The organism is Sulfurisphaera sp. (assembly GCF_059755235.1).
The window spans coordinates 43151-67396 of sequence record NZ_DBPRYF010000020.1 but is presented as its reverse complement, the minus strand read 5'-3'; the positions used below and the strand labels follow the sequence as shown (position 1 = coordinate 67396).

The window sequence follows — 24246 nt, the reverse complement described above, 5'->3', positions numbered from 1 at the left end:
TACTTAGATTACCGAAGACTTCAAAACGCTATAATAACTAAGGCAATAGAGTATAACGTCCCACTATACTTCGTAGACCCTAGAGGTACATCAAAGTCGTGTTATAGGTGTGGGTCTGAGTTAGTGTTTTACGGCAGGCTTGGTGTTTGCCCAAAATGTGGATTTATTGTAGATAGAGATAAGAACGCATCCTTGAACATTTACAAGAGGATGTGGGAGGGCCTTGGGTCTCTCCTGAAAGCCCCTGCAGTGAAGGATGAAGCCCGACGGAGCAGGAGAAGAAGAATGAGGGGATGAGGGGGAATACGATGAGGTTGTTATACGTAATTAGAAACCACGAGAAATATCTAAAAATCAGCTCCCGACCCGAACCCTCTCTTCAATAACTTTTCTGTTACTCAAAACTCTGGGATCTCGTGGATCAAATGCACCGAGTAAAGAAGCAAATAAAGTACTTGAATCTATTGTTTTGTCCAAAGTCTTATCTTCATACATTGTGCGAGCAAAATGGTCACCGACATAAAACTTTTCTAAACCTTTCTTTACCTCATTCGCTGCAGTCAGATATTTATCTTTCAAATTTTCATCGCCGAAAAATTCAGCAAACTTATATGCAGCAATTAGACCGGCATATACAGCTAAAGACGTGAAAAAGTGAGTACTATATCTTTCTTCTCATAAATCATATGATGGAAGAGGTAATCCAGTTTCCTCATCCCTATAGTCAATAAGAAATTCTGCGATCTTTTTTACAAAAGGCGCATATAAGGGTTTCACAAAATCTATGTCTGTAAACCTACTAAAATGAGCCCAGAGAGCATAAAGCATTAGTGCAGTCTCGTCTTCTTGTATAGGTATACTTCTAGTAGTCCAAGGGTGCCAAGTAGAGCCCCAATTTCCATCGCAGGTGTATTTTTGAAATAGAAATCCATTAAAGACAAGTGGTTTAGTGAAAAGAATTAGATGTCTAACTGGATCTTGATAGCCGTACAAAGTTGACGCCTAGCGAAACAGTTAAATATTTGATAAGCATTGATAATATTTGGTAGGTGAAGTGTCCCAGAAGCGGAGGTAAAATAAAGCTCCAAGAGGGACATGGATAGTAGTAAGCTCAAAATATGTGGCTTTCCCCAGAGCCCGAGCACCTTCTACCATGTGGTGACTACAGATGATCCCTCGGTGGAAGGTGCAGATGAAGGTTCTGGGAGGGGTTGCCACGAATGGGGGTAAGGACGATGATAAGCCACCGATGGACTCAAGAGGGTGGCTGAGCCTGGTGAACCCCAAGGCTTACATAGGTCTATGAACACCTATGTAAGCTGAACCCCAGAAGGACACTTTGACTTTAGGATCATGTAGTAATTAAATTGTATAGTGTATGCTTTGTCGCTGCGCTTCAGTATTACTAATAAAGTAAATTTTTCTCACTCAATTATATATTTTTAGTAAACTCAAAAAATATGTGCCATCATTAATTTTACTTTTAATCATAGCATTAGGTCTATCTCACGCGTTGGAACCTGATCATATAGTGGCGTTAAGGTTTATGAAAAGTAAGAAAGACTATGCGATGTTTGGTTTATCTCATGGTATTGGTTTTGCACTAATTGCAATACCTCTGGTTATTATATTTTCTTTTCTTCCTTTTCTTGAGTTTATAGGTGATTTAATTGGTTTAGGGTTTGCTGTCGTACTACTTTATTCAGAGATTATAGGTAAGGAAATAGAATTCGAGGTAATGAGATCTTTTGGATCTGGAATGCTACAAGGAGCATTTGCTATAACCCCATCTAAGATTGTAGTAGCAGTGATAGCTTCAGAAGTAGGTCTCCTTTTAGGTTCTCTATATATTTCTTTGTTTATTTTAATATCACCAGTGACGATCTTTTTAGTTGGAACATTAGTTTCTTATTTAGTAAATCTAAAAGCAGACTTGTCTCGGTATATTAACATTGGAATTGCTGTGGTTACAATTATTTATATTTTGATAACTATTATAAGATGATGCCAGTGGAAATAGTCTACGAGCCTTACAAGAAAATAATTATCCATGAGATAATTGAGTTACCTTTTGATGAATTAATTTCTGAAGTCTTAATGCAGGCAAGATCATTAGGAGGAACTGCTATACCCTCAATAAATTGGTGTGAGGGAATAGCTTTTGTTGCCCAACCATTTCCTTTAACTGAAGACATTGTAAGAGAAATGCTCATAGGGAACGTACATTATGCAGGGGTTATATTTTCAAGGAAAGACGACTTTCAACCAGAAGTTAGGGGCAGTTTTGGAGTTATTAGGTTAGTAAACAGATGCAATAATCCTAACTTTAAAACAATAGCCAATTTCCTAAAGACTTTTAGTTCGTAGTTCATAATACCAGCGATAAACCTCATTATTATTTATAATAACTTTTGGAGGGAAATTTGTAACACATATTCTGAAAAATTTTCTATCACTTTTTGCTAGTTTGCAATAGTCATGAAATGGACATCCTCTAAGGGCAGACTCTCCAACAACTTCAAAGTTTATTTTTCTCCCTTTTTACCTAAAGTTAAAACTGACTCTTTTAGGAGCTGGCCAATACTGATCCTATATGTTTCCATTTATCTATTATACACCTTATTGTCTTATTTTTAATTCCATAGATAACTAGGAAAGCACTGAGATAGACTGTTAAAGCAAAAGAAATTCCTAATAAAATTGAAGTATATGATAATGACGTCTCATATTATTCCTTCAAGTATTTTTCTCTTAAGTATCTTAGCAGATCTTCAGGGTCATATGTCCTCCCGAAAGCCTTCATTAATAAATCTTTTGGTGAGTAAGTAGCGCCGTATCTACAGATCCTTTCACGTAACCATTCCTTTATTCCTAAAATATTCCCATTACTTACATCATCTTTTAGCTTAGGATAAGCTGAGTAGATCATACCCGCTACTACATTACCAAGTGTGTAAGTTGGGAAATAGCCAATAGATCCTTGAGACCAGTGAATATCTTGTAATACACCTTCACTATCGCTTTTTGGTCTAACTCCCAGATACTTGTCCATAAAATCGTTCCAAATTTCTGGGAGTTCACCAACTTTTATTTCCTCATTTATTAATTTCTTCTCTATCTCATATCTTAAAGCTATATGAAAATTATAAGTAACCTCATCTGCGTCTACTCGGATTAAGCTTGGCTTTACTGTGTTTACGTACTTATATATATCTTCCTCGTCATATTTCTTTACAAAGTCAAGGTACTTAGTTATCAAGGGATAGATAAGGTGAACAAACTCTTTGCTTCTACCTATAACGTTCTCCCAAAACCTTGATTGTGACTCGTGAATTCCAGTTGAGGCTCCTTGTGCTAACGGCGTTTTCTCAAGGCTTTTATCGATTAAGAGCTCATAAGTTGCATGACCACTTTCATGAACTACTGAGTAGATTGTTTCCTTGAAGTCTTTTCCTTCATATCTTGTTGTCATTCTAACGTCACTACCAGAAATTCTTATCGTAAAAGGATGAGCGGAAACATCTAATCTAAACGAATCTTCTGGCATTTTAAGGAGTTTTATAATCTCTAGATTTACTTTTTCCATGTCCTTTGTGTCATAGCTTTCTTCTTCTAATGGATGAGTCTCTGGAAAATATCCTTTTTCTCTAACTTTATCAAGAATGACTTTTAAATTTGGCAATAACACATTGAATACTTTATCGCCATCATCCACTGTAAAACCTTCTTCGTAGAGGTCTAAAAGAGCATTATACGGATTTTTCTCATATCCCAAGTAATCTGCTATCTTTCTCTCTAACTCTACTATTTTTTCTAGGTAAGGTTCAAACTTTGCAAATTTATTTTCCTTTTTTGCATCTCTCCATGCTATTAATGCTTCTGACGTTATTTTATCTAGTTCTTTTATTATCTCTATAGGAACTTTTACATAAAACTTTATCTCCCTATTTAGGACTCTGATGAAGCCTTTTTCTTCATCTGATAAACTCTCTTTACCTTGATATTTGGAAACTAAATTATTGAGTTTCAAGTATTCATCTTTTAACATCTCGCTAAATACACCAGTAACTTCTCCTCTAATGGGTGCGTCGGAAGGAGGCATATATGTCTCTCTATCCCACCCCATTAAACTAAGAGCATAGTTGATACTCCAAACTTTTGCATATTCATCTACTAACTCTTTTATGTTTTCAAAGACCATATTAAGTAATTTAACTACTCCTTTATATTGATTAGGTTTATAAGCTATCGATATATCTTTCATTTATGTTTGAGGGATTGGCTAAATTTATTGTAAAAAAATGGTATATTGTTCTTGCTATTTGGGCTTTATTGATTGTCCTATCAGCCCCACTCTCATCACTTTTTCTAAAATCTGTTAGCTATCAAGTTACAATCTCAGTACCTGGAAGTACTTCAGCTAAGGCCGAAAACATTGTATCTAACTACTTTAAACTGCTTGGTGCCTCAGGGTCTAATGGAGTATTAATAATAAAAGACAATGTAAGTAAATATTCGTCATTTTTAGCCAATCTAACATCTTATGGAAATATTTCTCTTTATAATTTTTATACGATCGAAAAAGGAATATTGAATCAAACACTAACACAGATTGTTCCTCAAGTTAACAACCTAACGAAGATCTTAATGAACATAAGTCAAAGTGAAAAAAATACAAGCATAAAACTTCAGAATGAATATGTTAATTTGACATCTCAAGTTAGTAAACTTGAGGAACTACACAATGGTACACTAAAAGTTCAGACTGAGTTTGTAAATATCAGCAATACAATAAACAAAACTGCACTTCAGTTAAAGCAATTACAAACATCGATGAGGGATAATTACACTACTTTTCTTACTTTACATGAAGGTGAAATAAAGACTAACGGCACAATTTACAACACATCTCTCTTCTTATATGCTCCAGTTACTGCTTTCCTAAAAGTCTGGGTAGTAGCATTCAATCAGACGCATAGCATAAGCTCGGCAAACGAATTAGCTTATCAAAAAGTATCCTCAATGATAAATAATACCGAAGAAAAGGAATACTTCACGTTGTTTTATCATTACTGGAACAGTAGCCAAGTTTTTCCAACAAATATTTATACAATTGCTGATCAAGCAGTTTATAATGCATCAAAGGAGTTCTTTACTAACACGACTCAATTAGAATTTGTATCATTTGTTCTTTCTAATGTAAATGTTACAAACTACTATAATGGAAGTGTAATTGAGAAGACCACAGTCCTTTACTTTAATCAAACTTATCATATTCCTATCCAATTAGGATATGAACTACTGACACAAGATCCTTTCGAAGTATTATTATCAATTTATTCACAAAAAACTGGGCTTTCGCCAGCATTTCTTGAAACAGTTTACAACGCTACTAACTTCAGCAGTCTAGCATATCAAACAATTATCAGCAAATTGACAAATCAAACTCAAAAAGACTTTATAACTGAGGTATACAAAAACCTCTCCGAAACTCCAGAAGTTTTTGCCATTAGATATATTTCTCAGCAGTTCAACGTAAGTCAAAGTGTTGTGAGTGAAGTTTACTCTTTTAATTCAACAAGCGATTATATTAACTATGTTTCCTCAATTGCCTCAAACAAGACTAATTTACCAAAATGGTTCTTTGTAAGCTTGCTAACAACTGACAATATAAATAACCTTACAGCATATCTCTTCTCCTCTCATCTATCATCTTTATCAAAACTTTTGCAAAAAAGTAATTTAACAACCTCAGAATTTGCATTGATCTTACTAAACTACACAGATTTTAGATCTTTAGCTTCTGAGTTGATAGTCAACTATGCTAACTTTACTCCTTTACTAACAGTAAATAAAACAGGGTTAATTAACGTAATTTTAACTAACATTAGCGTAGAGCAACTGATAAAGGAAAATAATTTTCCAGTAGAGCCAATACAGAATATTACTGATAACCTTTATTCCTCAAACATGTTTTTAATCTTTATGAAGGGAAACTTCACATACCAGGAAGCCCAAGATTTTCAGAAATTTATACAACAAGAGCTTAACGTTACCACTTATCTAACAGGTGGAGAACCAATTAATTATCAACTCAAAGGCATAGCATCCTCAGCTTATTCAATAGCTATACCAGTCGGTATTATTCTAGCTATTGTCCTTGCAGGGATCTACTTTAGGTCTTTTGTAGCTGCTTTTATGCCTTTGGCAATTTATATCTCAGCTTATCTAGTAGCTTCGGTCTTTCTATGGGCAGTTGTTATCAAGTTACTTAACATAACTGTAAACTTCCTTACCCCTAGCGAAGTTTTGCTTTTAGCGCTAGGTCTTGGTACTGACTATGTTGTATTCATAGCAAGCAGATATATTGAGGAAAGGGAAAAAGGTAAAAACAAAGACGAAGCTGTTTACGAAGCTGTTAGATGGGGTGGAAGAGCTGTAACAATTACAGCTTTAATAGTAATGCTGTCATTCCTTTTCATCTATATCTATAAAATACCGTTCTTCTCAGATACAGCAATTTCAGATATGTTAGGTGTTGTAGTTGTTTGGTTAGCCGCTATAACGCTATTCCCTGCTATATTGTGTGCAACAGGAGATAAATTGTTCTTCCCGAGAAAATTAACCAAAACGCCTAAGATTAAAAAAGCCAATATAAAAAGACCCACAGCTTACGTGGGTATTATAACTGCAATAGTAGTTGTTTCAGTACTTGTAGCTTCTTTTACTCCTTTAACGTTAAACGTATTAGCTTTATTGCCTCCATCACAAGCTACACAAGGGATTTCAATTCTAAGTACACAATTTAAATCGGCAAACGTCTTCCCAATATATGTAGTTATACCTTATAATGGAACTTTTAATCAGTCAGCATATTCTTACGCTGTAGCTATTTACAAAGAGCTTTCTTCTATTCCGGGTGTTACTGCAGTAGACTCTCCAGTTTCACCTTATGGTGGTTTAATTAACTATACTGACCTTTCAGCATATAATTATACCCAATATTTCTCTCATGGTTACATGTTATTTGTCGTAAATCAAAAATATCAGCCATTCTCTAATCAAGCATTTAACATAGTGGCACAAATACAAAAAGATGTAAAGAACGCTTATATAGGCGGTAGCCCAGTAGATGACTACAATATCTATCATTTCGTTACCTCCAATTTTGCAATTATTGTAGCTGAAATATCAGTAACAATGTTTATTCTCCTTTATGTTATGACCAGGTCTTTGGCTGTATCTGGCATCGTGATTTATACTATCCTATCTGCAGTTGCTATAACGTTAGCATTAGAGAGAATAGTATTTACCTCAATTCTTGGTTATTCAATATTTGCTGTTGTACCTATTTTCCTTGTTTCAATAATTATAGGAATCGGAATGGATTATAACATCTTTATGGTTTCAAGAGTTCATGAAGAATTGGAAAAAGGATCAAATATGGAAGAAGCAGTTGAAACTGCAGTAAGCAACTTGAAGCTTACAATTGCGTTTCTAGGTTTAATTTTTGCTGGCACGCTTGGTTCGCTAATGCTAGTAAATGCTTCAATACTTCAAGAATTGGGATTTGCCTTTGCAGTGGCTGCCATCTTAGAAACTACTGTTTTATGGAGCTACCTTATGCCTTCACTTCTCATTATCTTATATAAGAAATTTAAAATTAGACCTAAGCTGATAGTGTGATTATCCTCGCCTTTAGAGGCGGGCTTTTAGTTGGAAAAGAATTTAGTTTTTTTGTCAAACTATTCTTATGCTTAGAGAGATTCAAGTTATATTTAGGCTTGGCCCTAGAGTCCTTAAACTTAGGGAATTTAGGCAGAGGGAATTTGAAGGTAAGCCCGTAGATGAAAAAGAAATGGAGAAAGAGGCCAAGAAGTTATTAGATGCTTTCCTTTCTTTAGGCCCTGCATTCATAAAACTAGGACAAATTTTATCTGTGCACTCAGATGTCCTACCAGAACCATACTTAAAAGAGTTATCAAAACTTCAAGATGAGGTACCTCCTGCACCTTGGGAAGAAGTTGAAAAAATAATTAAAGAAGATCTCCAAGAAAAATATGAGGAATACGAGATAAATCCTAAGGCTATTTCGTCAGCAAGCATAGGACAAGTGTATTTGGCGAAAGAGAAGAAAACTGGAAGAACAGTAGTGTTTAAGGTAAATAGACCTAATATAAAAGAAATTGCTGAGAGAGATGTAAAAGTCATTAAGACATTACTTCCTCTGACAAAGTATTTGTTTGACGAGTCCTTTTATGAAAGCTTAGCAGCTATTGTAAACGATTTTAGCAAGAGAATATTTGAAGAAATGGATTTCACAAAGGAGACATTTTACATGAAAAAATTGAAAGAAGAGCTGGAGGAGTTCCCGGATGTGAGGCTACCAGAAGCCTACTACTCTACTAAAAGAGTTCTAATAATGGAATATTTAAAAGGTTATAAGGTAACTTCAGAAGAAGCAAAGAAAATTGTTCCTCCTAATTATTTAGCTTATAAGATTTTCAAGGTTTTTATGCTACTCCTCTTGACCAAGGATTATTTTCACGCAGATCCTCATCCAGGTAACTTAGCGGTTGACGAAAGGGGGAACTTGATACTCTACGATTTTGGGATGATAGGGAGGATGGATAAAGAGACAAGAAATAGACTTCTAAGGGCATATGCTGCTTTGATAAGATTTGATGCGGTAGGTCTAGTCAAGGTCTTAGAGGAGTTAGGAGCAATTCAGCCAGAGGCTGATAGAGAACTATTAGCAAAAGGAATAGAGCTTTTTCTTAAAACTTTTGAGGGAGTATCAGCAGAGACACTAGAAGTAGAGACATTCTTAAATGCGGCTAATGAAGTTTTTTACCGTTTTCCGTTAAAAATACCAGAAAAATTAGCAATATATATAAGGATGACGTCAGTTTTAGGAGGGACTTGTAACCAAATAGACCCTAATTTTAATTTCTTTGTTAATCTTCAACAATTAATCGAAGAAGAAGGATTGCAATGGAGTGCAATGTTTGATGACATAAGGAATACAATTCAGTCAGCGGTGAAAAAATTTAGACTTTCTCTTCTTGAGAAACCCATAGTGGTTCAAAAGAAAAGTAATAGAATGACAGTTGTTGCTTCACTACTCGTTATATTTGCAATAATTTACTACTTGTTATCTCATGACGCGATAGTTTCAATCCTTATAGGAATGTTTGCTTTAACAATAAGTAGAGTATAAAAAGAAAGAAAAAAGAGGAAAAAGGACTTTATTCGATCTTTACTGTCGAAGTCCCAGCTATTGGTATCTTAATTGTAAGCACACCGTTTTCATACTTTCCCGTAACTTCAGCGTCTTTTGCTACACTGTAAGGAAGTTTGATAACTTTCCTAACTGATTTAGGTCTCTGAGCCAGATATTTGACTGAAGGTTCTGAGATTTCCCTATCAGCTTCTATGATTAGTTCGTTTTGTCCGCTAATTCTAGCTCTAATCTTCTCTTTCTGGAAACCTGCCATATCAGCTATAACTACTAGATATCCTCCTTCCTCATACATGTCTACTGGTGGGTAAAGCAACTCGTAAAATCCTCTACCAAGTTCTTCAGCTCTTTTTTGTATCTCCTTATTTAGGTAGTACGTGAAAGACATTTATTACCACCTCTTCCTCTTTTTCATAAAGAATAAAAATAGTCTCCATATCAAATACCATTTAACAATTTTTCCTAGCTTCATAAGTAGATATATCTTATCCACGTTAATATATTTTTGTACTAAAAGTAACGGTGTACTATGATGTTGTAAGTATATTTACCTAAAAGTGATAATTAAATTATGTTAGGCAAACTCATCTACGAAAACCTCCAAAAGTACGATTTTCCTTACCCTTTAGATAAGAAGATCTGTTCTGGTTGGGCTAAGGATATTCCAAAGAACGGCTCTACAATAATTTATACCTCTTGTATGCATCAAACTGCATCGTTAAGTGATGTTTACTCAAAATTCATTCCTTATGCCGAAAAACTTTCTTCACTCTCCTTTCTAGGTAAATTTGTAAAACCAAAAAAGGAAGAACTAGATAGAGCCTATTTAGTTTTAAATAAGATAGCTAATTTATTGAAAAAGAATGGCATAGAGTTTGGATATCTTTATGAAGATGAACCTTATAGTGGCGCTATTTTACTAGAACTTGGATATCTAGATGAGTTTAAGATCCATGCTAAACATGTTTATGAATTTTTCAAAAATAGGGGGGTAAAGAAAATAATTACAGTAGATCCTCATACTCATAACGCTCTAACGAGGTACTCTGAATTCATAAACTTTGATATAGAGGTTGTGAATTACCTTGAGCTGATCAAAGATGCTAAAGGCTTGACAAATGATACTTTTGTAATTCATGATTCTTGTCTCTATTCCCGCTTCCTTAATTTAAGAGACACTTATAGAAACATAATAAATAAGAGCGGTATAAAAACAGTTGAAGATGAGCTTGTGACTGGGAAAGATACTTCATACTGTTGTGGTTCACCAATAAAACCGGTAAATCCAGAGCTAAGTGATAAGATTGCTAAAGCTAGGGCAGAGCAACTCACACGTTTAAGTAAGAATGTCGTAGTTGTTTGCCCAATGTGTTATGCGAATCTTTCAAAACACGTAGAAAATGTAAAAGATTTAGCAGAGGTGATTGAATGAGTTGGGATATAGCAATTCAAAGGACAATAAACAACAACGTCCCTAGAGTTTATAAAATTTTGAAAGAACATCCTTACATACTTGATTTAGCCAAAAGCCTCAGAGAAGCTAAGATGAAAGTCTTATCTAACTTAGAGGAGTATGTAGAACAGACGTTAGAATCAGTGAAGAGAACTGGCGGAAATGCATATTTTGTTAAAGACGCAAATGAAGCTAGGGAAATTGTTGGAAAGATAGTAGGAAAAGGAAAGACCGTTGTGATGGGTAAGTCAATGGTCGCTTATGAACTAGGAATTAGGAAGTACTTGGCAAGTTTAGGGAATGAGGTGTGGGAAACTGACCTTGGCGAATTTTTAATTCAGCTTTCAGATGAGCCTCCATCTCACATAATAGCCCCTGCAATTCACCTTACGAAAGAGAGAGTAGCTAAACTGTTGAAAGAGAAGTTAGGGTTTGATGTTTCAGAGAATTCTACTCACGAGGAGTTAGTACAAAAAGTCAGAGAATTTCTAAGGACGAAGTTTCTTTCAGCTGATGTAGGTATTACTGGGGCTAATGCTGTTGCAGCTGATGTAGGTTCTATAGTTCTTGTAGAAAATGAGGGAAACATAAGGATGAGCACTGTTGTTCCCCCTACTCATATTGCAATTGCTGGAGTTGAGAAAATTGTTCCTACCTTGCAAGATGCCATGAATGAGGCTTTAGTTCAAGCAGCTTATGCTGGTCTTTATCCGCCAACTTATGTTAATGTAACATCTGGCCCTAGTTCCACTGGGGATATAGAAATGAAAAGAGTCTCCCCTGCACATGGTCCTAAGGAGTTTCACTTAATCCTTGTAGATAACGGGAGGATTAATGCTAGTAAAGACGAATCTCTCAAAGAAGCTTTACTTTGTATAAGATGTGGAAGATGTCATCTTCACTGTCCAGTCTATAGGGTTTTAGACGGTTCTTGGGGTGATCCTCCTTATTCCGGCCCAATGGGTGCTATGTGGTCTTATATTATTAACAAGGACTCAAAACCCGCGATGTATTGTACTCATTCTGGAAACTGCAAAGAAGTATGCCCAATGAAGATAAATATACCTAAGGTGTTAGAATATATAAAGTATTTAGGGAATAAATCAGCTTAGCTTTTATTGCTCCTTTTTATCTCAAATATAATGAAAATTGGAGTCTTGCTTTTACTAGCTCTAGTACTTTTATCATTTTTATCTCAATCCACCTTTGTAATTAATCAAGTCTCAAGTCCAAGTGTTTTTGCAGTACAACCACTTGGAATTTCTGCGAGTGGCAACTACTTGTATGTAACGACCTTAAATGGAGTATTAACGTTATCATTAAACCTTACACTGCTTAATTTTACTGAGGATTATGGTGCTGTCATTCCTTTAGCTGTAGGCAACACGGTTTTTGTAACAAACTATGTTAATGATACACTAGAAGTTATAAGCAACGGAGTTATTACACAAACTATAACTTTAGGAGGAAATTTTGAGCCAATTTCTTCTGCTCCTTCATTGCCAAGGATGTTTTATGGATACAGTATGGCTTATGATCCTCAGAATAATTTGCTATACGTTACAGATAGTTACCTTGGTTATGTGGTTGTAATAAATTTAGCTACTGGAGAAAAGACTACAGTTTACGGTTTTTATGCTCCAACGGATGCAATTTATGATCCTAATAATGGCAATGTGTTCATACTAAGCTATTACAGCAATAACATAACAGTAATGAAAGGAACATCAATAAATAAGGTTCTATCGGCAAATTTCCCTCCCTCTATGGGTGTAGTTGCAGGAGACCTTCTTTATATAGCTTCCTTTAACTACAACTTGATCGATGTTTATAATCTAACTTCTAATACACAAAAGGTGATACAAACTGGTAATGATCCTTATTTTTTAACTTATGACCCAGAAAATAATGAGGTTTATGTAACCGAGTTTGGTTCAAATAGCATTCTTGTGCTTAGCAACGGTAATGTGGTGGGAAATTACACAATAGGTTCTCAGCCAGCTGGTATTTTATATTATAATGGTCTTCTTTACGTAGCGCTTTATGGCGAAGATAAAATAATAGCTTTAAACCCCAACACTATGCAAACTGTTTACAGCTTGACTTTGGACAATTACTACACTGGAATTATATCGTCTTCTGGGAACCTCTACGTTACAGAGTATTACAACAACAAAATAGTAGAACTAAACTCTAATGGAGAAATAATCAGATCATTGACTTTGATTAATCCCTATGCAATCGCCTCTGGAAATAATGAGATCTTTGTAACTTGTCCTACAAATAACAGAATTGCTATAATTTCATCGAATTTATCTGTGATTAGTTATATAAAAATACCAGATCCTAGCCACGTAATTTACTATAATGGCTTAGTTTACGTTACCAGCTTTAGCACGAACAGACTTTATATAATTTCTCCTAATGGATATATAATAAATAATATATCAGTTAATGGTAAAGGTCCTTCTTCGATTGCAGTGTATGGTAATAGTATTGTTATTTCTGATACAATTTCTAAACAACTCTCCATATATAACGGCTCTGTGTACGAGTATAACTTGACATTCTCACCGTTGGCTGTGTTTAGTTATAATGACTTTCTTTACGTGATAGGAAACGGAACTGTGACAATTTTCAAAGATTTTCAGCTAGTAAATGAGACGTATTCTAACTATTTACCGAACATGTATCTACTTCCAATCATAAACGGCATGGTCTACAACGACTTAGTTTATATTCCCTATGGAAATCAAATCTACATATTTAATGGCTCCACCTTGAGTAATTCAATTAAACTGAATAAAACTATCATTGGCTTAGCTGAGTTAAATGGACATATATATGCAATTTCTCCTTTCTCTTCAATATTTAATCTTCAACAAGAGTTTACTGTGACTTTTGAAGAACATGGTTTGCCCAACGGTACTAAGTGGGGAGTTGTAGTTAATGGTAGCGTATATTATTCAAATTCGTCAAGCTTAACACTAAATTTAGTTCAAGGGGTATACAACTTTTCTATCTTGAGTGTTACCGGTTACAACTCTAATATAACGTCAAGGGTTTTTAATGTCACCAAGAACTTGATAGTGCCCGTTAACTTCACTCCCATTATGCATTCAATAATCTTTCATGAAGTGGGATTACCTAAAGTCACTAGATGGGGAATCATTGTTAATGGATCAACTTATTACTCAACAAATAGTAGCTTAACAATAACTTTACCTTATGGAACATACAAATTTTCAGTGCTGAATATTTCTGGTTATTACTCAAATATCTCTGAAGGCATATTGGTTATTCCAAATACCTCCACAATATATATCAAATTTACTCCGATTACACATATTGTGACTTTTGAAGAACATGGTTTGCCCAACGGTACTAAGTGGGGAGTTGTAGTTAATGGCTCGACTTATTTAACTAATACTAATATTCTGACGCTAAATCTCACACAAGGTGTTTATACACTCTCAATATCTAATGTTTCTGGTTATAATTCTAATATATCCCATGAAATCTTAATAGTAAACTCCAGTAAGATAGTGTATATTAATTTCTCTCCAATTTTATATTCAGTCAAAATAGAACTGATAGGCTTACCGAATGGAGTTATATGGGAAATCTTGATTGGTAATCATACCCAAACTTTTAACTCTTCTACAGCTACTATCAAATTACCTTATGGTAATTACACATATGAGATAGAGTTACCTAAAGGATATAACTCTTCTCAAAGTAAAGGGACTATCACAGTCGATAAAAACCTAACTATTACTGTTTCTGTAAATAAAGTGGCTATCTCAACATTAAGCTCAACATTTAGTGAAACTTCTACTTCCTCAGTTATTTCTTCGTCGCCTAAATCTGCTATTTTATATAGAGAAATTGGTGTTATTATCATAATAGTAATAGCTATAGTATTAGCAATATTTATAGTAAAAAAGAGATAGTTGTAGAAGACTCGATTAAATAGATTTTATTTTTCTTCTCTTATTTATCGGTTAAATGCGCAAGAAACTAAAATAAGAAAAAACACAATTAATGGTTAATCTCACATGGGATATATAAACATGGAAAAGAAAGTGATTCAACTGGGTTCGTATCTTATTTTTATTATTTGGTCTGGAGCAGAATTATTTTCTACCTTTACGGTTAGATAAAAATCGTATTCCTTTCCCTTAAGAAGTCCTAGTAAGGCTATTTTATCGAACTTAATAATAACTTGTTGATTTGCATTAGCTTGTAAATTCTGGAGTTGTATGCTTACTGGGGGATAGGGAAGGCTATCAATTTTAGCAGATACTATTGTACAAGGTAGATTAGTTGTTATGTTTAGATATACTGTCCCATCACCCTTTAAAATTCCGTTACCTAAAACCTTAACTGAGTGAACGGGTTGATAACTTGGCTGAATATATGGTTTAGGTAGCGGAGTATATATACTTGGTTTCTGTTCGTTAGTTTGTTGTGGATTATATATTTGGTTATTTTTAGGTACTTCAAGTGATGGATCAGGATTTAGAGTTTTATTAGTTTCAATAGGTTGTTTACTGCTCATAACTTGTGAATTTTGTTGTAAAGGATTATTAATTACTTGTGGTGGAAGGTAATTCTTCTTGTTTAGGATTTTTCAATTTATTCGTTTTTCTTATACCAATGTATGCTAGTATATAACCAATATAGGAAAGTATAACTGATATTATGAGTATGGCTCCATTTTTTATTTGGTTATTTTGGTATAGGTTTCCCAAGTTTCGAAATTCTAGTCCTAACAGCAAGGTACCAGCTATTCCAAAGACTATAGAAACACTCATGAATGCTACCCATGCCAAAACTACTATATTAGTTATGGAAGATAAAAACCCTGACAAAAGTAACCCGACATTTCCAAAAAGTAAGAATACCGAAGAGATTATTAATAGCGATAAGCCTGCTGTACCATAATGAGATTCTAGGTTTAACATCCTAAATCCATCTCTTAATCTATAAAATGCTGAAAGATCTAAAATACTTATAAATATAAAACTTAATGTCAACGGGGAAAATTCATAAAGAGGAATTGTAACAAGGTTATTTATGACAATCTCTATATCAGAAGGAGGATAAGCTTTCGTTAATAGTGACACAAAATAGACCAGTATGCCGAGAATTAAAGACAGAATTATAGCTAATAAACTAACTTCAAAATCCCTAAGTACCCTATTTTCAATAGACATAGTAATGCTCTAGTAAGAAAAGATAAAAAACTTTTCACGTGAAGGTTACATATACCTTTATAGATTGCCCATTCGATAAGGTTAAGGTTATAGTATATATATTTTGCTTTATAAAACCTAAATTGGTCAGTGGTGGAAATTGTATTGTGACGTTATTGTTACCCTGAATCAAGGTTTGAGGCATAATTTTATCTGGAGCGACGGCGATAGTTGTATTGTCAATACTAGCACTCAATATTTGTATTTGTCCAGTTGAGTATAAGCTAAATACTGCTCTACCGTCTTCTGTCAATTGACCACTTCCAGTTTGATATACAGTCACAAACTGTTGTGGAGTTGGTTGCGGAGAGTACTGATAAGGTTGCGGATACGCTGGTTGCATAGGCATAAACCCTCCTCTAATCTTGTTAACTACGTCATCAATACTAATATAAAGCAAAATCCAGCCTATGAAGTTTATACCAGGGATCATGATAAGGATTCCGCTTATCCACATCATATCTGAGCTGTAAAATCTGCCCAAATTATATACTGCTAAACCTATTAGGATTCCTGCAACAAGCTCTAATAACCCTGCTAATAGTAGTACAATACCTCCAAGTTCCGCTAAAACAAAATTTCGTACAAAAAATCCTGCGATAGCGATTATTCCACCAATAAATACTAATAGATATGCCCACGGTAAGATATTTGCTCCAGTTATACCATTACCTACATTTTTACCAGTTTGCAAGAAGCCTTGAAATGCACTTCTTAATTGAGGCAAAGCCAAAAATAAGATTAATATAAATGAAACTATTGCTATTACCGCGGCTAGCTCAGACACAATTCCTACAAAACCTAATAATGCTGCTATAATAAACCATAGCGATGCTTGTTTTAGGGCGTTGAATGAATAAATATCTGGATTAGTACTCATATGCTCTTAATTAGTAACCTAATATAAAAGGTTTATCTTCTAGTGATTACCTTGAAATTAATGACAAACTGAAACATATACTAAAGTTTAAAAACTTTAAACACTATTTAACCATATGACAATTAGAACTGGGGAGCAGTACCTAGATTCAATAAGAAACAGAAGTAAAGTTGAAATTTATGTAATGGGGAAAGAAGTAAAAGACGTAACAACACACCCATTTTTGAAACCTTCTGTTATGGCATTTAAAGCTACCTATGACGCTGCTTGGGAGGAAGACACTAAAGATTTAGCTAGGGCTTGGAGCCCCTTCATAAATGATGAAGTAAATAGATTTACTCATATACATAGGTCGCCAGAAGATTTAGCTGCAAAAGTAAAATTACTTAGAAAATTAAGTCACAAAACTGGTGCATGTTTCCAAAGATGTGTAGGCTGGGATTCATTAAACACATTATGGATTATAACAAATATAATGGCACAAAAAGGTAAGACAGAATACAGGGATAGGTTTGTCGAGTATCTAAAGTATGCACAGAAAAATGATCTGGCACTAGCAGGGGCCATGACAGATGCTAGGGGTGTTAGGTCGTTAAGACCACATCAGCAACCCAACAAAAACGCTTATGTGAGGATTGAAGAAGTTATAAAAGATGGTATTTATGTTTCAGGTGCTAAAGCCAACATTACTGGAGTTGCTGCAACAGAGGAAATGATAGTACTACCAACAAGAGCTATGGGACCGGAAGATAAGGATTATGCAGTAGCTTTTTCACTTCCTACCGATAGCGAAGGAGTTAAAATAGTGGTAGGCAGACAATTAAATGATTCTAGAAGATTAGAAGGTGGTGACATAGACGCTCTGCCTTATTTCTATAATCATGAAGGTTTAATTATATTTGACCACGTATTTGTACCAATGGAAAGAGTGTTCTTAATGGGTGAATATCAATATGCCGCTTCATTGGTCGAAGTATTTTCAGCTTTCCATAGACAAGGGTATGGAGGTTGTAAAGCAGGATTAGGAGATGTTATTATAGGAGCATCACAAAACTTAGCTAAGCAAATTGGCGTTGAGAAGGCACCCCATATTCAAGACAAACTTACTGAGATGATATTCCTTACAGAAACAATGTATTCAGCTGGAATAGCAGCAAGTTTAAACGGAATACAAGTGTGTGAAAATTGCTGGTGGGTAAATCCTATGCATGCTAATGTAACTAAGCACTTAGTAGCAAGGTTCCCATCACAGATTTCACAATTAGCAATTGATATAGCAGGTGGGATAATTGGTACTGCACCAAGCGAGTGGGACTTGAAGAATCCAAAACTTAAGGAATATATTGCAAAATATTTGCAAGGAGTAGAAGATTATACGGCAGAAGATAGATTAAGAATGGTAAGATTAGTTGAAAACGTAAGCCTGGGTGTTGCGTTCCAGATAGAGTCTGTACACGGAGCAGGGAGTCCTGCTACGCAACGTATAGTAATTTCAAGGCTCTATGACTTGAACTATACTGAAGAGATTGCAAAAAGATTGGTAGGAAAGAAAACTGATTTGAAGTTTAAACCGCAAGCAGAACCGTGGAGAGAGAGTGAAACACAAAAATTGGCTAAAGGAAGCTAAAGCTTTTTATAATCTTTTTAATTCTCTTTCCTTTGTGTTTATCAGAAAAACTAGCGGTCTATTAAAGGAACTCGGTCCTTTAGATACAACTTTATTAAACTTATCTTTTATGGGTGCTATAGCAGGATTAGATTATCCTCTTTTTATAGCCTCAACAATCCCTAATGCTAGTTGGCTATTATCGGTCTTGTTAGGTGCTCTCTTCACATTACCTTTGGTTATAATATATTACATTCTCTCTGTGGAATATAAGAGAGCCTCCGCTGATTACGTCTTTGTCTCCAGAAATTTAAACGGTTTTAGTGGAGTATTAATGGCGATATCACTTTTTGTAAGCTTTTCAATGGGTTTCCCGGTTCTAAGCATGTTAGAAATAATCTATGTTATAGTACCTGGATTGCAGAGTATAGGATATGTAGCAGGGAATCAAAATCTAATAAATATTGCAACACAGATACTTAACTCTCCTTTAGATTTATTTCTTCTCTCTCTACTTTTCTCGTTTATAACTTTGCTTCTCTCGCTTTCAGTCAAAGTTTACTTTAAGGCTATAAGATATCTGACGATTGCTGAAATTATAAGTACTTTTCTTATCGTCTTTTCTTTATTTCACTTTAGACACACGGTAGATCCATTACCTCACATAGATACTTTACAAACTTTAGCCTTATCGCAAATAATGATCTTAAGTTACTTTGCATTTGTAAACTCACCAGCTTATTTCGCCGGCGAAGTAAAGAAACCTAAAAAGTCGATGCTTTATGGATATTTTGGTGGCTGGACATTAAACCTCCTTCTTAGCTTAATTATTGTCTTAACAATTGAGTTTACTGTTGGTAAATTAAGTTATATAAGCATAGAGCAATCAGGCTGGAATTACCCAATAATACCAAACAGTTTAATCTCGTTTGCAGCAGTAGCCTTCCCTAATTCTTACGTGGTCTATCTTATATTTGCAACGTCATTGAGCTGGTACTTACTATATGCTATGCAGAATTTTGTGATGTCTTCCCGTCTTCTTTTTTCACTTTCATTTGATAGAATTTTACCATCGTTTTTTGCTGATGTGTGGAAGGGTACTCCCATAAAAGCCCTTCTTTTTTCCTTTTCTCTTTCCATTTTCTTTGCATTGATTGAGGTCTACCAAGGTCTTTCCATAAGCTTTGCGATTGACGGTATTTGGTTTATATTATGGAGTTATCTCCTTGTAAGCATTGCAATGATTAAAAAACATAAGGTCTTAGGATTTATTTCCACGATTACAATGTTATTTACTGCTGTTTTTACTTTGTTCTATGGTTTTATAAATCCTCAATTTGGTAACTTAATTTTTGCAGGTAACCAGTTTTTTGATGTAACAACTATTATGATACCACCAATTGTTGCTACAGTAATTTATCTTTTCTCTAAAAAGTATAGAATGAAGGAAGGTATAAACATATCAGAGATTTTTAAAGAGATTCCACCAGAATAAAGAACAAGGATATCAAGTAAATAACATCTCCAATACCCTTCAGCAAAGCAAAGCTAAGTATTAATCCTATAAGGAAAAGTACTGCTAATATGTTATACCTCGAATCATTAAACAATTTGGATAGCTGATAATTTCCTAAAACTAAGGCGGTAAGTATTCCAATATCTACAAACAACGCGCCAATTAGAACTAACGTCAGACCCAATAGATGAACAAAAGAGAGAAACGATAACGGTATGCCAATTATTATTCCCAGATAAGGCACTTAATTAAAATCTTTTTTGACTCTACGTTGTTTCTATCCAATTTATCATTATCAATTCTAAAAGTGTTTAATAATAAATTTTTTAGCAGCCGAACTAAACTCTTATCCGCAATGAATACTAAATTAATACTCTTAGTCTTGTCCTTAGGTACTCTAATGGCAGCAGTCGACACTACAATAGTCCTCTTAGCATTACCAACAATTACTTTGGATTTGCACACTAATCTATTAGATTCGATATGGGTACTTTTATCGTATCTCCTTGTCTTAGCAGTTTTAACAACGCAGACTGGTAGAATTGGTGATATAGTGGGGAGAAGCAGGATTTACAATTCGGGCTTTATTATTTTTACTCTAGCCTCAGCTTTAGCAGGAGCTTCGACTAACGTGTATGAATTAATTAGTTTTAGAATACTTCAAGCTATTGGAGGTGCAATGCTAACAGCAAACAGCAACGCAATTATTGCTGACGTTTTTCCGCCAAACGAAAGAGGAAAAGCTTACGGGATAACGGCTTTAGGATGGAATATAGGAGCACTCTTAGGCATAGTGTTAGGAGGTATTTTAACAACTTTCTTCGGCTGGAGGTTTATCTTTTACATCAATGTACCTATCGGCATAGTCGCTGTTATACTTGGGCTAAAACAGTTAAAAGATATGAATAAAGTTAAGGCATCTTTAGATGTATCTGGTGCTGTTCTTTTAGGCATTTCCTTAACTTTAATTTCAATTTCTGTAATGTTTATGGCTGCTGATGGAATAACTATGGAATATTTGGCTGAACTTATAATAGGTTTGTTGTTCTTACCAGCTTTTATCGTTAATGAAATGAAAGTTAAAATGCCAATAATTAATCTATCAATATTTAAGATAAGACTTCTATCATTTTCTTTAATTTCAAGTTTTCTGCAAGGTGTTGGGGCATTGGCAATATCATTCCTTTTGATTATGTACTTACAAGGAGTTAGAGGTCTGTCTCCTTTAGACTCATCTTTGTTGTTAACTCCAAGTTATATAATAGCTAGTGTACTAGCACCACTCATGGGGAGAAGAGCAGACAGAGGTTCTCCCGGAGTAATTGCGGGTATTGGTCTGCTTTTCATCTTTGCGTCTCTTATGTTATATTATGCCCTACTTACGCCTTCTACTCCGTTATATGATATTCTCTGGATTTCAGCAATTACTGGGATAGGTTCATCGATGTTTTGGCCTTCTAATGCTGCTGCAATAATGTTTCTCGCTCCTAAACAATATTATGGTGCAGTATCTGGAATATCAAGGACATTAGGAAGCATAGGAACTGTGTTAAGTTATGTATTAAGTATTTCAGTAGCAACTTTAAGTATACCAAGGTATGTTGCATTTGAGATTCTTTTAGGTACAAATGCTTTAGACCCAAAAACTGGAGCCGTTTTCGTAAACGGTTTACATTTTGCTTTTCTCATTTCGGCAGCAATTATAGTAGTAGCAGCGATATTCTCATTTATGAGCGGAATGAAGAGTAGAGTTAAAGAGTAAGAGAAAACATTTTTACTCGTTAAACTTAGAACAGCTCTATGGAAAATCCTTAGTCATGCATTTATTTAAAGAAACTTTGCTGAATTTAAGACTTGCCAAATTATGGCAAAATTCTCTAAATACGTTATTGAATTAGAAGGGTACAAGTTGGTCAAACAAGCAGGAATTATATCAAAAAGGATTATTCTTCCTTATTCCTCCAAGTTCTTAAAAAAGTATAAGTAGATATCAGCTCCTTGTTTATAACCATAATTGACACTGGTTTTTCCATTCAATTATCACTCATTACGGTAAAAGAGCTTAATGATTCGGGAAGAGGGTAAGAAAGAAATACGTATAAACAACTACAATTGTTGATGAGAAATCACAGATAATCGTTGCATTCAGTGTTCATTTCGGCAAAGTTCACGATTCAAAGGAGTTAAAGAAGACGTTGGAAAACATGGATAGGGAAATAGTTGGTAAATTCAAAATTATAGTTAGTGACAAGGGGTATGACTCAGAGGAAAATCACGTTATTGCCAAAAGATATGACCTCTTTGCAATAATATCTGCTAGCAAAAAGGATGTCACAATATATATAAGGGTAAACAGAAAGAGGATAAAAAGACATTACTGAAGAGAACAAAAGAGGGTCAATAGTTAAAACAACACATTCAGTAATAAAAAGAAGAATTTGCCATTGTTAGGTCGGGGATTCCAGAATTAGTTGAAAAGCAAATTGCATTAGAGATAATAGCATAAAACATAAGGATAATAATAATCATGAATAATTCTAATTTTATTTTCATCATTTTAAGTTTTTACAGGTCATTTACAAAGATTATTTTTCAACAACGATTTTCTTAATCGCATCTATTAACTCTGTAGCGGTTCCAAAATATTCATTAAAAGATTTCTCATCTAGATCGTTCTCATAAAAGTTTTTATGTAGCATATTTCCGTTGGAAAGTAAATTGTAAAAGGCTTTTCTAAGAGAGGTTTTTGATCCATCTGGGAGTATAATTGGTTCGTCACTTACATTATTACTAATAAACTTAAACAACTTTGCATGATCCCAAACTTCTATAGGAATCTCTTTTTTAGCAACGTATAGCTTAATTAAAGCTGTAATAGCACCCCAGAGTTTCTCTCCTGCTTGTTTATAGTCTTTTTTCTCCTTAAGTTGTTTCGCTTCCTTATAATATTCTTCAAAGATTTTCCGATATTTTTCAACACGGCTTGATGGCTCCTTATCAAAGTTTTTGATTTCATCCATGACTGCATCAGGGCTCCAGCCAATTTCTTTAGAAAGCTCATCAATCCATTCCATATCAAGAGTATTAAGAGTTTCGCCTCTATTCAACTTCTCATAAATTCTGAAAATTTCTGGCCATTCTCTTTTTAGCTCAGACAAATGATCCTCGGCCTCTAATTTTCTTTGGTGATTTACTTGTTCCATTTTTTTGCTACTGTTATACTTTTAGCTAAAGTGTTATTTAAACTTTATAGTCTACTAGAATTGAAGGTGTAATGTATCTTAAATAAAAAGAGTTATCCTATATAATCTACTGTGAAATTGAAAGCTAACCTATAATGAAAGTAGTAATACTGAATAAGACTTCCATGTTAATCCCATATAACATAGAAAGCTGAGAAATTAATTTTTCCTCATAAATGTTTGTCAGATGAATAAGTAGGCACAAAGATGTTTTAAAACAAAGATAAGAGGAAAATACCATACTTTCTGAAAGAGAACAAAGAAGAACGTAATAGGGAACGATAAAGATTCCGGTACAATTTTAATGAGGAGATTGTGTTAAAGATAGTAGTATCCAACATAAGGTGGATAATAAGTCTAAATTTTTCTATATTTATTTATTATTTTTAGGTTTACTGCAGAGCTACTTAGAACTCAAACTCTTTCAGTCAGATAAATAAAATTTCAAAGCCATCCTCTTATATATTAGCTAGATAAAAATGAGATTTATTCAAGCCCTTAATGGGCTTATGATTAACTCGCGTTTAATAATAATTGTTCTTATAGTAGCAATCATAGGTGCAATAGTTACTGGAATTATATCTTTCTTTTTAGGAGTAGGTGTTTCCATTTCCTCTATTGTTGGCTTAAATTCTCATGTCTACAAACTCTTCATCTTCTTCCTTTTCGTTAAATCTTGGTAGATCTTCAACTTTTACATCTAATTTGTCATAGAATTCACTGAGTAAACTCTTAGCATGGAAAGCTAGCTCATGCATTTGTATCATCTTAATGTTGTTAATGCTAAATACAGCATTGACTAAATTTGCTATTTTTTGATATGTCTTTATTATTACTAGGTATACCATTTAATTCAGCAAGCCCTTTACAAATCTCTTCATTAAGTATAAAAAGTATCCATATTTCACTATTAATTTCTTTCTTTTTAGCAGAATATCTGATTGATGTAAGATGTGATTTGCGGAAATCAATAGATATCCTCTTCGAATTTAAATCTTCCTTTATGTTTAATTCAATATACAAGTCCTGGGATTGATAGTCTTTTATTTC

Annotated in this window: 21 protein-coding genes and 1 pseudogene; 12 read left to right on the top strand and 10 right to left on the bottom strand. The window is 34.3% G+C overall.

Annotated features, from left to right (window positions below):
• Positions 1–297: transposase (locus tag AC3OCB_RS02505; protein WP_498340618.1), on the top strand; the 297-nt coding region annotated here is incomplete at its 5' end.
• Positions 298–354: 57 nt separating this feature from the next.
• Here the strand turns inward: AC3OCB_RS02505 and AC3OCB_RS02500 are convergent.
• Both AC3OCB_RS02500 and AC3OCB_RS02495 read right to left on the bottom strand, forming a co-directional pair.
• Positions 355–663: pseudogene (locus AC3OCB_RS02500) on the bottom strand (glycoside hydrolase family 15 protein); the annotation flags it as partial.
• Between the two features lie 12 nt (positions 664–675).
• Complete coding sequence (locus tag AC3OCB_RS02495; RefSeq protein WP_498340617.1) at positions 676–993, bottom strand: hypothetical protein; 318 nt, start codon at positions 991–993, stop codon at positions 676–678.
• A 469-nt stretch (positions 994–1462) separates the two neighbouring features.
• Between AC3OCB_RS02495 and AC3OCB_RS02490 the strand changes: the two genes are divergently transcribed.
• The gene (locus tag AC3OCB_RS02490; protein WP_498340616.1) at positions 1463–2005 is read left to right on the top strand and encodes a hypothetical protein; all 543 of its coding nucleotides are present in this window, start codon (positions 1463–1465) and stop codon (positions 2003–2005) included.
• Entirely contained in the window at positions 2005–2367 is a 363-nt protein-coding gene (locus AC3OCB_RS02485; protein ID WP_498340615.1) for a hypothetical protein, read from the top strand. The genes AC3OCB_RS02490 and AC3OCB_RS02485 overlap by 1 nt, the downstream gene beginning before the upstream one ends.
• 361 nt (positions 2368–2728) lie before the next feature.
• On the opposite strand, the gene AC3OCB_RS02480 is transcribed toward AC3OCB_RS02485, so the two are convergent.
• Positions 2729–4201 (bottom strand): carboxypeptidase M32, encoded by a 1473-nt coding sequence (locus tag AC3OCB_RS02480; RefSeq protein ID WP_498340622.1) that lies wholly within the window; start codon positions 4199–4201, stop codon positions 2729–2731.
• A 65-nt stretch (positions 4202–4266) separates the two neighbouring features.
• Between AC3OCB_RS02480 and AC3OCB_RS02475 the strand changes: the two genes are divergently transcribed.
• Positions 4267–7686 (top strand): MMPL family transporter, encoded by a 3420-nt coding sequence (locus AC3OCB_RS02475; protein WP_498340614.1) that lies wholly within the window; start codon positions 4267–4269, stop codon positions 7684–7686.
• A gap of 67 nt (positions 7687–7753) precedes the next feature.
• Entirely contained in the window at positions 7754–9220 is a 1467-nt protein-coding gene (locus AC3OCB_RS02470) for an ABC1 kinase family protein (RefSeq protein ID WP_498340613.1), read from the top strand.
• 28 nt (positions 9221–9248) lie between these two features.
• Here the strand turns inward: AC3OCB_RS02470 and hsp14 are convergent, their stop codons facing one another.
• A complete protein-coding gene (gene hsp14 / locus AC3OCB_RS02465; protein WP_498340612.1) occupies positions 9249–9629 on the bottom strand; it encodes an archaeal heat shock protein Hsp14 in 381 nt (126 codons plus the stop codon).
• A gap of 183 nt (positions 9630–9812) precedes the next feature.
• On the opposite strand from hsp14, the gene AC3OCB_RS02460 reads away from it, so the two are divergent.
• From AC3OCB_RS02460 to AC3OCB_RS02450, 3 genes are read left to right on the top strand one after another with little or no spacing between them, the layout of a single operon-like run.
• Positions 9813–10673 carry a heterodisulfide reductase-related iron-sulfur binding cluster gene (locus tag AC3OCB_RS02460; protein ID WP_498340611.1) on the top strand — a complete coding sequence of 287 codons (861 nt, stop codon included), beginning with the start codon at positions 9813–9815 and terminating at the stop codon, positions 10671–10673.
• On the top strand, positions 10670–11806 hold the full coding sequence (locus tag AC3OCB_RS02455; protein ID WP_498340610.1) for an LUD domain-containing protein: 1137 nt from the start codon (positions 10670–10672) through the stop codon (positions 11804–11806). The genes AC3OCB_RS02460 and AC3OCB_RS02455 overlap by 4 nt, the downstream gene beginning before the upstream one ends.
• A gap of 30 nt (positions 11807–11836) precedes the next feature.
• The gene (locus AC3OCB_RS02450) at positions 11837–14647 is read left to right on the top strand and encodes a hypothetical protein (RefSeq protein ID WP_498340609.1); all 2811 of its coding nucleotides are present in this window, start codon (positions 11837–11839) and stop codon (positions 14645–14647) included.
• 137 nt (positions 14648–14784) lie between these two features.
• Here AC3OCB_RS02450 and AC3OCB_RS02445 read toward each other — a convergent pair whose 3' ends face one another.
• Genes AC3OCB_RS02445 through AC3OCB_RS02435 form a run of 3 tightly spaced genes read right to left on the bottom strand, consistent with a single transcriptional unit; the run spans position 14785 to position 16832 of the window.
• Positions 14785–15255 carry a DUF973 family protein gene (locus AC3OCB_RS02445; RefSeq protein ID WP_498340608.1) on the bottom strand — a complete coding sequence of 157 codons (471 nt, stop codon included), beginning with the start codon at positions 15253–15255 and terminating at the stop codon, positions 14785–14787.
• A gap of 28 nt (positions 15256–15283) precedes the next feature.
• Positions 15284–15913, bottom strand: a complete 630-nt coding sequence (locus tag AC3OCB_RS02440) for a DUF973 family protein (protein WP_498340607.1) — start codon at positions 15911–15913, stop codon at positions 15284–15286.
• Positions 15914–15947: 34 nt separating this feature from the next.
• Positions 15948–16832: a DUF973 family protein gene (locus AC3OCB_RS02435; RefSeq protein WP_498340606.1), complete on the bottom strand. Its 885-nt coding sequence runs from the start codon at positions 16830–16832 to the stop codon at positions 15948–15950.
• Positions 16833–16947: 115 nt separating this feature from the next.
• Between AC3OCB_RS02435 and AC3OCB_RS02430 the strand changes: the two genes are divergently transcribed.
• The gene (locus tag AC3OCB_RS02430) at positions 16948–18459 is read left to right on the top strand and encodes a 4-hydroxyphenylacetate 3-hydroxylase N-terminal domain-containing protein (protein WP_498340605.1); all 1512 of its coding nucleotides are present in this window, start codon (positions 16948–16950) and stop codon (positions 18457–18459) included.
• A gap of 34 nt (positions 18460–18493) precedes the next feature.
• A complete protein-coding gene (locus AC3OCB_RS02425) occupies positions 18494–19933 on the top strand; it encodes a hypothetical protein (RefSeq protein WP_498340604.1) in 1440 nt (479 codons plus the stop codon).
• On the opposite strand, the gene AC3OCB_RS02420 is transcribed toward AC3OCB_RS02425, so the two are convergent.
• A complete protein-coding gene (locus tag AC3OCB_RS02420; protein ID WP_498340603.1) occupies positions 19911–20198 on the bottom strand; it encodes a hypothetical protein in 288 nt (95 codons plus the stop codon). The genes AC3OCB_RS02425 and AC3OCB_RS02420 overlap by 23 nt on opposite strands.
• Before the next feature lie 111 nt (positions 20199–20309).
• Here AC3OCB_RS02420 and AC3OCB_RS02415 point away from each other — a divergent pair, with 111 nt between their 5' ends.
• The gene (locus AC3OCB_RS02415) at positions 20310–21716 is read left to right on the top strand and encodes an MFS transporter (RefSeq protein WP_498340602.1); all 1407 of its coding nucleotides are present in this window, start codon (positions 20310–20312) and stop codon (positions 21714–21716) included.
• Between the two features lie 349 nt (positions 21717–22065).
• A complete protein-coding gene (locus AC3OCB_RS02410) occupies positions 22066–22335 on the top strand; it encodes a transposase (RefSeq protein ID WP_498340621.1) in 270 nt (89 codons plus the stop codon).
• Between the two features lie 204 nt (positions 22336–22539).
• On the opposite strand, the gene AC3OCB_RS02405 is transcribed toward AC3OCB_RS02410, so the two are convergent.
• Both AC3OCB_RS02405 and AC3OCB_RS02400 read right to left on the bottom strand, forming a co-directional pair.
• On the bottom strand, positions 22540–23157 hold the full coding sequence (locus AC3OCB_RS02405; protein WP_498340600.1) for a PaREP1 family protein: 618 nt from the start codon (positions 23155–23157) through the stop codon (positions 22540–22542).
• Positions 23158–23822: 665 nt separating this feature from the next.
• A complete protein-coding gene (locus tag AC3OCB_RS02400; protein ID WP_498340599.1) occupies positions 23823–24044 on the bottom strand; it encodes a hypothetical protein in 222 nt (73 codons plus the stop codon).
• Between the last annotated feature and the right edge of the window lie 202 nt (positions 24045–24246).